General features: G+C 48.0%; 15 protein-coding genes. 4 read left to right on the forward strand and 11 right to left on the reverse strand.

The window, feature by feature from the left end; all coding sequences use genetic code 11:
• Positions 1-34: 34 nt before the first annotated feature.
• Entirely contained in the window at positions 35-1,342 is a 1,308-nt protein-coding gene (locus GI364_RS19250) for an Nramp family divalent metal transporter (RefSeq protein ID WP_198850820.1), read from the reverse strand.
• Positions 1,343-1,638: 296 nt separating this feature from the next.
• Between GI364_RS19250 and GI364_RS19255 the strand changes: the two genes are divergently transcribed.
• Positions 1,639-3,015 carry a dipeptidase gene (locus tag GI364_RS19255; protein ID WP_233095881.1) on the forward strand — a complete coding sequence of 459 codons (1,377 nt, stop codon included), beginning with the start codon at positions 1,639-1,641 and terminating at the stop codon, positions 3,013-3,015.
• 12 nt (positions 3,016-3,027) lie between these two features.
• Positions 3,028-3,327 carry a hypothetical protein gene (locus tag GI364_RS19260; protein WP_198850821.1) on the forward strand — a complete coding sequence of 100 codons (300 nt, stop codon included), beginning with the start codon at positions 3,028-3,030 and terminating at the stop codon, positions 3,325-3,327.
• A 135-nt stretch (positions 3,328-3,462) separates the two neighbouring features.
• On the opposite strand, the gene codY is transcribed toward GI364_RS19260, so the two are convergent.
• Positions 3,463-4,248: a GTP-sensing pleiotropic transcriptional regulator CodY gene (gene codY / locus GI364_RS19265; RefSeq protein WP_233095882.1), complete on the reverse strand. Its 786-nt coding sequence runs from the start codon at positions 4,246-4,248 to the stop codon at positions 3,463-3,465.
• A 269-nt stretch (positions 4,249-4,517) separates the two neighbouring features.
• On the opposite strand from codY, the gene GI364_RS19270 reads away from it, so the two are divergent.
• A complete protein-coding gene (locus GI364_RS19270) occupies positions 4,518-5,708 on the forward strand; it encodes a cation:proton antiporter (RefSeq protein WP_198850822.1) in 1,191 nt (396 codons plus the stop codon).
• Here the strand turns inward: GI364_RS19270 and GI364_RS19275 are convergent.
• The 8 genes from GI364_RS19275 to GI364_RS19310 all read right to left on the reverse strand — a co-directional run bounded on the left by GI364_RS19275 (position 5,689) and on the right by GI364_RS19310 (position 11,899).
• Positions 5,689-5,979 carry a YerC/YecD family TrpR-related protein gene (locus GI364_RS19275; RefSeq protein ID WP_198850823.1) on the reverse strand — a complete coding sequence of 97 codons (291 nt, stop codon included), beginning with the start codon at positions 5,977-5,979 and terminating at the stop codon, positions 5,689-5,691. The two genes, GI364_RS19270 and GI364_RS19275, sit on opposite strands and share 20 nt — an antisense overlap.
• Before the next feature lie 140 nt (positions 5,980-6,119).
• Positions 6,120-7,505, reverse strand: a complete 1,386-nt coding sequence (locus GI364_RS19280) for a dihydrolipoamide acetyltransferase family protein (protein ID WP_198850824.1) — start codon at positions 7,503-7,505, stop codon at positions 6,120-6,122.
• Positions 7,506-7,790: 285 nt separating this feature from the next.
• Complete coding sequence (locus GI364_RS19285; RefSeq protein ID WP_198850825.1) at positions 7,791-7,976, reverse strand: hypothetical protein; 186 nt, start codon at positions 7,974-7,976, stop codon at positions 7,791-7,793.
• A 139-nt stretch (positions 7,977-8,115) separates the two neighbouring features.
• Positions 8,116-8,325 (reverse strand): helix-turn-helix domain-containing protein, encoded by a 210-nt coding sequence (locus GI364_RS19290; protein WP_198850826.1) that lies wholly within the window; start codon positions 8,323-8,325, stop codon positions 8,116-8,118.
• A gap of 172 nt (positions 8,326-8,497) precedes the next feature.
• The gene (locus tag GI364_RS19295) at positions 8,498-9,214 is read right to left on the reverse strand and encodes a cytochrome c biogenesis CcdA family protein (RefSeq protein ID WP_198850827.1); all 717 of its coding nucleotides are present in this window, start codon (positions 9,212-9,214) and stop codon (positions 8,498-8,500) included.
• Positions 9,215-9,317: 103 nt separating this feature from the next.
• Complete coding sequence (locus GI364_RS19300) at positions 9,318-10,631, reverse strand: sensor histidine kinase (protein WP_198850828.1); 1,314 nt, start codon at positions 10,629-10,631, stop codon at positions 9,318-9,320.
• Between the two features lie 73 nt (positions 10,632-10,704).
• Positions 10,705-11,337 (reverse strand): response regulator transcription factor, encoded by a 633-nt coding sequence (locus tag GI364_RS19305; protein ID WP_198850829.1) that lies wholly within the window; start codon positions 11,335-11,337, stop codon positions 10,705-10,707.
• A gap of 157 nt (positions 11,338-11,494) precedes the next feature.
• Complete coding sequence (locus tag GI364_RS19310; RefSeq protein ID WP_198850830.1) at positions 11,495-11,899, reverse strand: hypothetical protein; 405 nt, start codon at positions 11,897-11,899, stop codon at positions 11,495-11,497.
• Positions 11,900-12,028: 129 nt separating this feature from the next.
• On the opposite strand from GI364_RS19310, the gene GI364_RS19315 reads away from it, so the two are divergent.
• Positions 12,029-12,436 carry a helix-turn-helix domain-containing protein gene (locus GI364_RS19315; RefSeq protein WP_198850831.1) on the forward strand — a complete coding sequence of 136 codons (408 nt, stop codon included), beginning with the start codon at positions 12,029-12,031 and terminating at the stop codon, positions 12,434-12,436.
• 91 nt (positions 12,437-12,527) lie between these two features.
• Here the strand turns inward: GI364_RS19315 and GI364_RS19320 are convergent, their stop codons facing one another.
• A complete protein-coding gene (locus GI364_RS19320) occupies positions 12,528-13,559 on the reverse strand; it encodes a metal-dependent hydrolase (protein WP_233096195.1) in 1,032 nt (343 codons plus the stop codon).
• Positions 13,560-13,607 lie beyond the last annotated feature (48 nt).

The following is a 13,607-nucleotide window of genomic DNA, read 5'->3' on the forward strand; positions in this document are numbered from 1 at the left end:
CTAAATTCTATCAGGAAGGCAGCCCCCTGTGAACTTAGAGAACGGCGTTCGGCACAAAGGTCAGATAAAGCAATGTGAAGTTCAGCAGCAAAATGAGACCCGTAATTCCCGTAACAGCAACGGTGACCCAACGAGGGTTCACCAGGTTTCCCATCAGTTTCTTGCTTTTCGTAAACTGTATGAGAGATATCAAAGGTGCCGGTAACGCCAGGCTCAGAACAACCTGACTAAGAATCAGCGCCTTTGTAGGCGATACCCCAAGTGCAACGATGACTACCGTAGGTATCATTGTAACAAGTCGGCGAATCCAAATCGGAATGGAAAATCCGACAAATCCTTGCATAATGACTTGACCGGCCATGGTTCCAACCGCGGAACTAGATAATCCGGAAGCAAGCAAGGAAACAAGAAACACCCCTGCGGCAGCCGAGCCCAACAATGGGAAGAGAGTTTTGTAAGCCGTCGTGATATCGGCCACCCCGGTATGACCAGTTCCATGAAATACAACCGCCGCCATATACATCATGGCCAAATTCACCAACCCGGCGATGGTCATAGCGACAATGACGTCCATTCGCTCAAATTTGTAGATCTTCAGGGCCTCTTCCTTCGTTTCCGGCCGAATCCTCCCTTGCGTCAACCCTGAATGCAAGTAAACTGCATGAGGCATTACCGTGGCACCGACCACGCCTACAGCCAACAACACGCTTTGATTATCTCCGAGCCAAGGAATTGCAAGGCGATGCAACATTGGCAAGAATTCCGGTTTCGAGAAAATCGTCTCTGCAAGGTACGACAACGCAATCACACCAAGTAACACGCCAATCGCAATCTCTAGGGGCCGAAATCCATAACGTTCTAGCATCAGCACCAAATACGTGGCCACACCCGTTATTAGCGTGGCAAACAACAAAGGTATGTGAAACAGCAGATAGAGTCCCAAACTGGCACCTAAGAATTCGGCAACATCCGTCGCCATGGCCGCAATTTCTGAAATCACCCAAAGACCAACCGAAACCCAGGGTCGATAATGTTCTCTGCACATCTCGGGCAAGTTCTTTCCTGTGGCAATGCCAAGTTTAGCAGACAAACTCTGAATTCCCATGGCCATCAGGTTTGCAAGCAAGACCACCCACATCAGTTTGAAGCCGTACAAGGCTCCTCCTTGAATATTAGTGGCATAGTTGCCCGGGTCAACATAGGCAATTGCTGCAATCATTGATGGGCCTATAAAAGGCAACAGCGCGCGGATTCCTCGTCGCTTACCTTGTATGGCAAGCCGGCCGGATGTAACTGCCCGTTCTGACGCAGACGTACGGTTGCGCATAATACTTTCACTCATCCTCCATGTCTCCTTTGCGAAGGCAGCTTACGGGCAAATCCCGTTCATCAACTGTTGTGTACGTCTTTAACGTTCAATACGCATCGTTCACCACACGCCAAATTTTTTCGCTCCCGACAATAAGTTTCCCTAAGGAAACTTCTACTGTGCATTATAGACCTTCTCTCGCTATTTGTGAAGAGTAAAAAAACTGTTACATTTTAAGGACCAAGGTAAACGCAAAGAGGAATCTGATTCTCAAATACAACCATGCTATAATGACGATGATGGACTCTAATTGGAAGGAGTATGCCCTGTTGACCCAATCATTTGATACTTATTTTGAACAACAACGCGATAAACATTTGCGGGAACTATTTGAATTTCTGCGATTTCCAAGTATTAGCACGCAGCCTGAGCATGCGCAGGACGTCGCTGCTTGTGCTGAGTTTTTGAGTGACAAAATGCGGAACATTGGCTTTGAGAATGTCTCGCTGATGCCCACCAAGGGTCACCCGGTTGTTTACGGGGACTGGCTTCATGCAGAGGGTAAGCCCACAGTTCTGGTGTACGGGCATTACGACGTTCAACCGGTCGATCCCGTTGAGCTATGGGACTCTGCACCGTTCGAACCAGAGATTCGCGACGGAAAATTGTATGCAAGAGGTGCCTCAGACGATAAAGGGCAGGTGTTTATGCACCTCAAGGCTTTTGAAGCTCTGTTTGAAACCAACGGAGAACTACCGGTAAATGTGAAGTTCTGCTTTGAAGGTGAAGAGGAAATTGGAAGTTTAAACCTTCCTGAATTTGTCCGTCAACACCAAGAACTCCTGGCAGCAGACATTGTTGTCATTTCAGACACGACAATGCTTGGGCCGGACATGCCTTCCATTTGCTACGGCTTACGAGGATTGGCGGGGCTGCAAGTAGATGTCAAAGGTGCCAAAGGCGACCTGCACTCAGGGCTATACGGCGGTGCCATTCAGAACCCTCTACATGCTTTGGTACATATCCTGGACAGCATGCACAACGATGACGGCAGTGTCGCTGTCGAAGGATTTTACAACAGTGTGACTGATTTGACCCCAGATGAAAGGTCCGCCTATGCAACTCTTGGCAGCAACGATGCTGAACTCATGAAAGAACTGGATGTCCCAGCTCTCTATGGTGAAGCGGGCTATACGCCGAGAGAACGGATTTGGGGAAGGCCGACATTAGAAATCAACGGCGTCTATGGGGGATATCAAGGAGAAGGAACAAAAACGGTGATTCCAAGTGAAGCACACGCTAAAATCACCTGTCGTCTGGTTCCAGCCCAGGACCCGGATGACATTCTCGACAAAGTCGAGGCTCATGTGCAAAAACACACGCGACCTGGTGTCAAATCCACGGTCATCAAAACAGACCGAGGGAACGCATACTTGACGCCCTTTAATCACCCTGCTATTCAATTGGCAGCAGAATCCTATGCAAAAGCGTACGGAAAACCCGCTTCATTTAGTCGCATGGGCGGATCTATTCCTGTGGTGGACACTTTCTCAAGTGTCTTAAATACGCCCGTCGTTCTAATGGGATTTGGTTTAGAAAGCGAAAATTTTCACGCACCAAATGAACATTTTACACTTTCCAATTTTGACAGGGGACTTCGCACTCTGTGCTACTACTGGTTGGGTCTGGAGGACGCCCTGCGTTAAGGAGGACGCGCCTTGAACACGGTACTTACTGTTGCTCTCGTGATATCCTGGCTGCTGCTGTTGTATTTCCTGTTCTTGTTTGAACGAATGGAACAAAAACTGACATCTCTGTCTGTCGTTCAACAACAATTGCTGAGAATGCAGTCTGCCATGGCAGAAAAACTTCAGGTGGAATCTCCTGAAGATGAACTTATGGATGAAATTCAAACGCTTGTAAAAGACGGAAAGACCTACGAAGCCATTCAGGCTTACCGTAAAACCCGTGGAGTCTCCACACGGGAAGCCCGCGAATTTGTACAACGTTTCAAGTAACCTGCTTAAACAATGCAAATGCGCCGATTTAGCAATCAAGTCGGCGCATTTCTTTTCTTCTCGAACCTAGAACAAGACATTCCTTTAGAGCAGGACTTTCCTTGCCTAGCTTAATGAATCTACTTGCCACTTACTTCACCTATCAAACTGACGATTAATTTCCTCTTCAACAAAGATGTTCAGTACCTTCAGATGAGTACCCTTCATTCCAAGTGATCTACTCTCAATGGTTCCGGCGCTCTCAAGCTTACGAATGCTGTTAACAATCACAGAGCGGGTTACACCATGCTCATCCGCAATCTGACTGCTTACGACAATACCGTCTTGTGAGTTACGGACTGCATCCAGCAGATACTTAGCTGCCTGTAATTCAGAGAAACTCAGAGACTCAACAGCCAAATGGGCAAGTGCGCGTTGGCGCCCCTCTTCTTCTTTGGCTTGCTGCCTTGCATGCACAACCTCCAGTGCAACAATCGTGGCACTGTATTCCGCAAGCACCAAGTCTTCGTCTTCAAAGGGCGAAGATGACCTGGCAAACACAATGGTCCCCTGACGCTCGCGCGTTCCAACAACTGGTGCCACAATGATATGCTTCGACCGGAATGATTCATTCTCTTCCGGTGAGAACACGTAGAAAGGTTCTTTGTCCTTCAAGTTCACTACTGTATCTTCGACGCGCAGCAGATGTTTGTTGAAATCACCGGGGAAACGCTGTTCCTCGGTCATGATTCGCATCCACTCGTCAGTTAAGGCATGCTCCACCACACCATATCCGAGAATTTTTCCTTTGCGGCCAACGATGTAGGCATTACACGTCATTACCTTGCTCAAAAACTCGGCAACGTCATGGAAATCTACGTGATCGCTGGAGGAGCGTAACAACTGCCCTAATTCCTGCACTTTTTCCAACAGTTTCAACATTCATTCTCCTATCAATCAAAGTCTTAAGCAGCATGGACATCCTGCTCTTCACATACTCTACCATAAAAATTTCAGAGTTTTCTATAGCCCGGGCACAATTCCCAAAAAGAATTCCTGATTTATTCAATCCTTGTTAATATCCTATACGAATTTTCTTACAAACAAACGTCCATACGAGAAACTTTGGACATAAGGTTGTCCGACGGGTCATAGATCTTAAGATAGTCCTACTTATGAAAGTCCTACGAAGGCGGCAGGAGGAATACTCAATGAATGAGACCCTACAAGTGTTCTTATTAATACTGGCCGCGTCCTTTATCTTTAGCACCCTCGTAAGTCGAATTCCACTCTTGCGTATTCCTTCAGCCATCGGTTATCTGCTGTTCGGCATACTGCTGCATGTTGACGTGATTACGCTATCCGGGGACGAGATGCGTTGGATCGATCAACTGGGTGATTTCGGCCTACTCTTTTTAATGTTCCTGTCGGGATTGGAAGTAGACGTTTCCCTGCTGCAACCGCAACTGTGGAGGAAACGAGGGCCGGGACCAAACCCTGTATATCTAAGTATCTCCATTTTTACATCAACCATGCTCATCAGTTTTCTATTTTCGCAAATTTTAGTCTTTGCAGGACTGGGGCCTGCTCACCCGTATATGCTGACCTTATTATTTGCAACCACGTCAATGGGCGTGATACTACCCATTTTAGAAGAAAATGGAACACTCCAAAGTACATATGGACAGACTCTGCTTCTTGCATCCCTTATGGCCGACCTGTCGACCATGCTGTTGGTATCCCTGTTCGTCAGTGTTCGTTCATCTGGCCAGGTAAGTGATTTTTTGTTTGCTCTATCAATTATCCCAATTGCTCTGGCTGTGTACTTTACTGCAAACTGGAGTCGCGGATTCCCAGTGGTCCGCGCACTGTTTCCAGACATTCAATCTCGAATGAGGGCTGTTATAGCTCTCATTAGCGCATTTTGTGCTTTAGCAGAGTTCACCGGTTCCGAACCAATCCTAGGCAGTTTTTTAGTTGGAATTCTGGTTTCTGCATTGCCGTTTGCCTTTAAAAAACGGATTAAAGATTACAGCCATGGCGTGGGCTACGGATTCTTCGTACCCGTATTCTTTATTTCCGTGGGCCTGAATTTTCATTTCGACAGTTTTCGCAATCCTGAAACCTGGATGTGGATAGTATTGCTCCTCGGGGTGGCATTCGTTGTCAAAATCATTCCTAGTTGGCAATTGCGAAAACACTTCGGAGCGCGCGGAGCGTTGGCGGGCGGGTTCCTGCTATCCGCCCGCCTGAGTCTTATTGTCGCCGCAGCAGACATTGGCGTACGAATTGGAACGCTGCCCGCATTTCTTGGCGGAGCTATCATCATTGTGGCCGTTCTGACCTGCTTGATTGCGCCGATTCTGTTCGTAGCTTTGGCACCTAGTCCTTTAGGCGATTGAGAACCAAGGAATACCCGTCTGCACCGTAGTGGAGACAGCGTTTCACTCGGCTGATGGTAGCAGTACTCGCTCCCGTTTCTACTTCTATTTGGTGATAAGTATTGCCGTCCTCCAGCATTTTTGCTACTTGGAGACGTTGCGCCATGGACTTTATCTCACCAATTGTGCAGATGTCGTCGAAAAAACTGTAGCATTCCTCTACACTCTTTAGCGTCAACAATGCCTCAAATAACTGCGTCGTTTCAGGGTCCTTGATTTTATCCAGCGGCAATGCTTTCACCCTTTACAGTATTAAACTAATTGCAAATCCATCGTAGCACACTCAAACGAACCTGGAAACATAAAGTTCTCATCATGGGTACGACATTACAAAACCAGGGAACAAACCATGACAGTTGTTAGCAAACTTTCTCAGTGCAGTTCGAGCATTAACTCTTCCGGGTGTTCAATCAGGTTTTTCACGTGGTTCAAGAAGCGAACGGACATGGCACCGTCAATCACGCGGTGGTCAAAGGAAAGAGACAGTGTCATGATATCCCGAATTACGATGTCGTCTCCGCGCACCACAGGCTTGCGTTGAATCGGGTGTGTTCCGATAATGCCGACCTCGGAGTAGTTCAAGATTGGCGTGATAAACAGGCTGCCAATAGGACCCATGTTTGTAATCGAAAAGGTACTCCCTCTCAGGTCTTCCTGAGCCAATGTGCGATTGTGGACACCTGTTGAAAGCCGATAAATCTCCTCGCCAACCTCACGAATCGACAGTCTGTCAGCATTGCGCACCACAGGGACAAACAGACCGTCTGGTGTATCCATGGCAATGCCAATATGGTATTCCGGCAACAACACGACTTCTTGCGCTTCATCGTCCAATCTAGCATTAAAGTAAGGGAAGACCTGCAACGCCGAGACTAAGGCTTTGATAATGAACGGAAGGTAGCTGACTCGTTGACCTTCTTTTTCCAACCGTTCATTCCACCGGTCTCTCAATTTCACAAGTGACGTCGCTTCGCAGTCATCGAATGCCGTTACATGAGGTGCCGTAAATGCAGACTTTGTCACTCGCTCAGCAGTGGCGCGGCGGACACCGCGGAATGGAACTCGTGTAGGTGTGCGTTGGTCTGACGCGTCAGCCGGAGTCAAGCGCTGTTTGCTCGGAGTATGCAAGCGGCGGACGGAATCCTCATCTGCGCCCACCTGTAGCGCCTTTTCAGACGACCGCTTGCGGGCAGTGGACTTCGCTTGATGTACTACATCCCACAGCAATGCTCCGTTTTCGGAGAGGCTTCGTTGCGCATCTTGGGAATGAACCAGTGCCTGGTGTTCTTGAATGTAGCGCTCAATATCAGCCCGCTCAATCCGGCCATTGGGGCCCGATCCCGTCACCGCACTCAAATCAACGGCCATCTCCCGAGCGAACTGCCGAATTCCCGGTGTGGCGTTGACGTGGTCACTGTCAGCTTTTGGGGACGTGTTTTGACTTGCCTCTTGGGCCGGTTCGTTCTCTCCCCCCTGAGATTTGGAAGACTTTGAAAACAGTTTTCTTTTCCCAAAGGGCACATCTTCATCATCTATAACCACTAACAGTTCGCCCACTTTCACGAGAGTTCCGGAAGGCGCCTTAATTTCCTGAATGTAACCGGTATTGGGGGCTTGCAATTCGACCAGGGCTTTATCTGTTTGCACTTCTACCATCGGCTCGTACTGTTGTACCCGTTCCCCCTCCTGAGCCAGCCACCGCACCACTTCGACTTCTGTAATGCCTTCCCCTGTGTCAGGCAAATGAAACTCTATCACGGCGCTCTCACCTCTCGTGTGTCTTCTGCTAATAATTCGTTCGTTACTGATACACCATTGCGACTGGTGAAAGCTCACGCAGGCCGCTGCAGGTGCAGATCTTCTCTATTGTTTCGATGTACACCGTCAACGTCAATACCTGAATACGTTCTTGGAGTCGCCGACTCGGACCGCAGAGACTACAGCCTCAAGCAACTGTAACCGTTTTCAGGGCTTGGCATTAAAGAAGTCCATCCTATACAGCAAGCGTATGCAACACCAATTATGCAATGCCAGTATTCTGAATTAACGGTGTAAGGACTCTACCGTATGCATCATATGATGCAGTTCATCCAAACGAACCTCAAACTCAGTTCGTACATCCTCGTCTGCTGTCTTCAACTCATCTTCAATGCTTTTCATTCGCCGTTGCAGACTTCGGCTGACTTGACGAATAGCGTCCGCATAGCCAATTTCTTCTTCTGTGGACACGGTGACACTCCTCCCGCCCTTCGCACTCCTCAGACACGATTACCTGTATTGTACCCAATCAGTCCAAACAATGATAGTTTATCTACGTGCCCTGGCTGAAACGGCTGAGGACCCATTGTAATTTTCCCAAGAAGTTCATCTAGTCACCCTGTCCTTCTCCGAGCAGAATACTTAAAGGTACCCCCAGTGCAAGTGCAATCCGTCGCAACTTCGTGACATTGGAGCCCCGCACTCCAGCCTCAATGGCATAGATATAACTGACGGATACACCTGCTGCAAGAGCCAGTTGCTTTACAGTCATGGCCTGAGACAGTCGTACTCTTCGAACACGTTCCCCAATTTTATTCATACTTAATCCGCACCACTCTTCCTTTTCCTCTATAGTAGAAATTATAGCGGAAAGGGAGTGATTTTTCGACTTTGTTTCCTTATTGTAGAAAAAATAAAGCGCTTAGGGAAATTTTGTAATCCAATGACCATTGAACTACAAGTTTATCTACTTTAAAGCAATAGGCTGTGCTTTATAGACTGGTGAATCCAGTAACTTGCTGAATCCAGATGGTGAGCCATTTAATTTCATTTGTTACGAGCAGAAGTCCCATAACAACAAGCAGCCAGCCGCCGACTCTAGACACGACTTCCGTATATTTCAGTAGCGGTCGGATTGAGACCAAAGTGACTGCAAAAACCAGAAACGGAACAGAGAATCCGAGTGCATAGGCCACCATGTACCACGTTCCAATTGAGGGATTCGCCATTACGAGGGCTAAGACAGACCCTAAAATGGGGCCAATGCAGGGTGTCCAACCTGCTGCAAAGATAACACCAACCCCAACCGAACCGAGGTATCCTAAAGGTTTATTGACCGGAAAGCGTATTCGACGTTCCTTCATCAACCAACTGCTCTTAATGATGCCAGCCATAAAAAGACCCATTATGACGACCAAGACACCGCCGACGATGCGGATTGAGGATTGGTACTGTCGCAACAGACTCCCGACTTCCGTCGCGCCCCAGCCTAACAAAACAAACAGCATGCTTAAACCGATAACGAACGCGAAAGCATGTGTCAATGCTCTTACACGCACTGGCCGTGTTACATTACCGCTTTTTATATCCTGAAAGGATATCCCGGATATATAGCCTAGATACGATGGAAACAGGGGGAGCGTACATGGAGACACAAACGATAATACGCCAGCTCCAAACGCTACCCAGACAGAAAGTCCTGCAGTCAATGAAGTCTCCTCCCATCACCAGGCCGGAAAATACCCTTGCCTGTATGGTTTACATGCTCCACCATAGCAGATTGTGTTGCATCGAGAAAGGGGCATGCAACTTTTAGTGTGATGGTTTTATCAGCCGCTTGCCCCGATTCGCCTCTGCTTCAACAGGAAGTATGATGCGAAAAGTGGTTCCCTTATTCTTCTCACTTTTTACGGAAATCTGTCCATGATGTGCTTGTACAATCCACGCCCCTATTGCCAAGCCAATGCCGCTGCCTGCGCTTTGCATCTCAGCAGATGAGGACCGGTAAAAGCGGTCGAATATGTGGGGAAGGTCGGATTCGTCAATTCCGATGCCCGTATCTTTGACTTTTATCATGACATCGTGGCGGAACTTCTGAAGTTCAACGACCACTTCTCCGCGCGCAGGAGTGTATTTAAGCGCGTTGTCCAGTAGGATGGTGAGCAACTGGCGAATTCGGCGTTCATCACCAAAAACCATGACTCTACCTGAAGAATTTTCGACAATGAGTTCAATGTTTTTTCTTACCGCAACGGACCGTAATCCTCGAACGGTCTCTTGGACTAAAGCTTCTAACTGCACTTGCTTCAAGTTCAGTTCAGTTGCTCCCGACTCCATTCTCGCAAGCGTCGACAAATCGCTAATCAGGCCTGTGATATAATCTGTTTCTTGAATGCTTTCTTGAAGCGCCTGTTGAACCGATTTCAGGTTTTCGTCCGACTGCGCAAGTTCAAGTGTACCGTGCAGAATGGTAAGCGGTGTACGCAATTCGTGCGCCGCATCATTGACAAAATTGCGCTGTCTCGTGAGTGCAGAGCGAATCGGGTTCAGTGACCACCGTGCCAGTATATAAGTGAGAGGATAAAGCAAAATAATGCTCCCCAGTCCCAAGTACAAATCAATTCGCCCCAGGGTTTCAATGGTCTCATCAACAATATGGATAGAACGAATACTAACCATGGTTCCTAAGCGTCCTTGACTCGTGTACACTGGTCTGGCACCCAACAAAACGGGTACCTTTTTAATGGAACCTGCCATCCACACATGTCCACTGGAATGTAAGGAACGATTTAAAATTTTGTCGACTAGGGGTTTTAATGAACCCGTCGCATTGGTAACACTTAAATCTTTCACCATGACACGCCCATTTGCGGCAATCATCCAAGTTGCTATCATTTCCGGTGAATGCTCAATCTTTGCGCGAACACGCTTGTCTTCCACATTGTCCGGAGCCAGTATTTTCTTTGCTTCAGGTAATTTTTGTACCCATTCCGCCTGTATTGATTGATACATGGGAGCCATCACCGATCGCTTTAAAATCACATAGGTGACACCCATAACCAGGCTTTCAAAACCAAGAAAGGCAATCATATAGAACACAATCAGTCGAATTTGAATTCGACGCAAAAGTTTCCTCTCGCTCAGTGCCAAGCTTTTCTTCATGATTTCATCATATACCCCATCCCCCGCACGGTCTTTATCAGGGATTTATCTTTTTTGTACTTCCTAATTTTTGCCTCAGTCTGGCGATAACAGACTCCACCACATTGGCAACCGGGTCAGAATCAGTTGACCAAACTCTGTCCAAAATCAGTTCCCTTGTCAGAACACGGTTGACATTTCTCATGAGCAGTTCCAACAGTGCGAACTCTCTGCGGGTCAGGTTCAAATCTTCCCCCGCTTGTTTGACAACAAACTTTCCTGGATAGAGTTCTATATCGCGCACCTTAAGCACGGTCGTATCTTCATAGTCAGGAGGCCTTCTGCCCAAAGCAGCTATTCTAGCTTTCAGTTCGTCAAACGAAAACGGTTTGGTGAGATAATCATCCGCGCCTGCTGACAACCCCGTGACTTTATCGTCAATGCTATCTCGCGCTGTCAACATAATGATGGGGACAACCAGTTGTGCAGACCGAATTCGTTTGCACAGAGTTACCCCGTCTTCGTCCGGAAGTTTCACGTCCAACACAACCAAATCATAGTAGCCGTCTGTTAGTAACTTCCAGCCATTTCCGGCTGTATGGGCCACATCAACAACGTGGCCCATATTGCCAAGTCCTTTATTTAAGAGAGAAGCAATTTTTCTGTCATCTTCAATAACCAACAACTTCACACGGGTTCGCCCCCTCATTTCGCAAGTCTCGATGTCTCTAAAGTGGATGCCTAGTGTAGTTGTCATCGGTATCCACAATCATACCACGAGAACATCGAAATCTGGCCCGGGAAACGGTGTGAAGCTTATTATTCATAAACCTAGTGCAACGAGGCACCTACGCCAAATGGATTTTCTTCATGACCGAGTAGTCGTGCTTCGACACTGTTACAAGCCATTGCTCTTTGGGCTTTGTCACGTAGACTTTCCATACACTGTGGCCACCTACCGTATCCGTGGCCAGCTTATTGACACGTCCGCCGCCAACAGCTTGAGTAGCGACGACCCCCGCCTGTCGGATGTGATAAGTCAACATCGCACTACGGTTAGACTTGTACGACGCTGTAGGATTGTTGACCGCAATTGGAGCATCATTGGGCAAGGAGACAGCAGAGGGACTGCGAGGTACGCCGGATGCTCCGGCTTGTAACTGTGCAGATGAAGACAGCAGCAACATAGGGCTGACCGCACCTAGCAAAACTGCTCCTGCAGCACCGACCAACCAACCTAAATGTCTTTCCATTTACCATCCCTCCTAGCGTTGAATGACATCACTATAACCAGAAAAGATGACAGAAAGATGATAATAATGGATTCCACGTTTGTGTAAACAACTGAGAAATCGCTATAATTAAGGAGGGGGGTTAGGGGCATGTCCATTGGCGAGAAAATAGCAGCATTGCGTAAGCAGAACGGATATACTCTACAAAAGCTTCAAGAGTTAACAGGGATTTCTCTGAGTCACTTATCAGCAATGGAGAACGGCGTACGTCCCAACCCTTCGTTCCACTACATGGAACGCCTTGCTAAAGTGTTCCATGTGCCCTTGACCTATTTCAGTGACGAATTACATGACCCTGAAGTCATCTTGGTTGCGGAGCGCCTGCAAGAACTCTATGACAAGGAGACACGAGAGTTCCTGATTTCCGAGTCTTCACGTCCGTACCTGGCACTGGTTAAAGAACTGGCGAGGAATCAGGAGACACGCAATCCCCCTGAAATTTTAGAGGCTATTGTTCAATTCCTCCGAAAACAAGCTGCTGACAAGGCAGATACGTAAGTGCTTTAGAGAGACACCCGATACAACCGAGACAACCAAATGCCAGACGACCAACTAGCATGATTGCAAATTAGGCATCACATGGAACGAATCAGTCTTTGGCAGGCGGAATGCTTACATGGGAGTTGTCATAGTCATCTGCAGTGACAGCATCCTGTGCCAGCGCCTCCCAGTCTACTTCTTGCGCGCGCAGTGATTGCTCAACGACTGAATAGCGCCCGTCGTCATTTTCCTTTAACGTAACGTAAGCGGCAAACGGAAGTGTTTTTCGAAAGCGAAAAGTTGCATCAGCCAACGATATGCGAATCTGTCCATCCTCCACCGTTTGTGCCCATACAAGGTGGCGAGCAAACCAGTGAAAAACGGATCCTACTCTAGTGAAACGAACAGCAAACAGCAAGGCCTTTTCATCGCGGTCTTTCCATCTCCAGTGAATCTCACGACTTAGTTCTCCCGAAAAGCTCACTTTTCCACCCATCAGCTCCCGCTCACTTTCAGCGACAAAACTCCACCACCACGGAAGCGGACCGGGAATTGTACTAACAGCCCAGTTGGAGGGAAACTGCTTGCGAACTTTTTCATGGACAAGCGCCGCCTGAATACTCCGCACTGCAAGATACACCAAGACCAGACTCCCAAAGAAAAAGACAGAGCGAGCGGCTGACCAAACATGAGTCAGTACGAGTATCCAGCCAAGGAAACCACTCACAACCATCACCGCGTCAACAATAAACAGTGCGTCCAACGCCCATCTTCGTTTTGAGAACGGCCACAACGCTTGAGTTCCATATGCTGTAAGGACATCTAATCCTACGTGAATAACAACACCAGCAAACGCCACAAGGTAAAATACCCCAAACTGACGCGGCCACCAAATAGAAAGTATAAGTGCAATCATCAGAGGCCATATGAACCACGCTGGCACACTGTGAGACAAAGCCCGGTGCTGCCGCAGATATGAGACAGGCCCCCTTGCCAAGCGTACAGCATAGTCAAAATCCGGCGCTTCAGAGCCAACAATGGCCGCAATGCATACGCCTGCAGCCACACTCGTGTGCACCTCGGAACCCGCTAACGCAATCCACGTTCCGTAAATGCCCAGCCCCCATAATCCGTGTGTCACATTATCCAACGTTATTCCCCCAATGCCGCTTCACCCTACAGTATAACA

Origin of the sequence: Alicyclobacillus sp. SO9 (assembly GCF_016406125.1) — a bacterium.
In the GTDB taxonomy this organism is placed as follows: Bacteria; Bacillota; Bacilli; order Alicyclobacillales; family Alicyclobacillaceae; genus SO9.